Genomic DNA, 391 nt, shown 5'->3' on the forward strand with positions numbered 1-391 from the left:
TATGCTAAACTCATTTGGAAGTTTAGCACGAATTTTCTCGCAAATGCGCTCAAACAAGGCTTTTCCCTCATCTGTGTCTAGATCCCAAAAAGGATTTTTCACTCCTTCCTTTTAAATTCAAGCCTTGGTGTGAAATTCATATAAACACCTACAAGTTTGTATTTAATAAAGCCTATTTTTAAAAGCCTTGACTGTGTAATTTACATTTAAGGCTTTTTTACTTTTTAAAGATATTTTAAAGGCTTTTAAAACTGCTTAAAAGCTCTTTAAAAATCTTTTAAATTCACGCTTTACACCCTTTTCGCACTCCAAGATCTGGAGGTGTATTTTATGCTAAACTCATTTGGAAGTTTAGCACGAATTTTCTCGCAAATGCGCTCAAACAAGGCTT

The 391-nt window shown here is 33.2% G+C and carries 1 pseudogene; it reads right to left on the reverse strand.

What is annotated here, in order from left to right:
* Positions 1-108: pseudogene (locus DMC01_RS15620) on the reverse strand (class I SAM-dependent methyltransferase); the annotation flags it as partial.
* Between the last annotated feature and the right edge of the window lie 283 nt (positions 109-391).

This window comes from Campylobacter troglodytis, assembly GCF_006864425.1.
Classification (GTDB): Bacteria; Campylobacterota; Campylobacteria; order Campylobacterales; family Campylobacteraceae; genus Campylobacter_D; species Campylobacter_D troglodytis.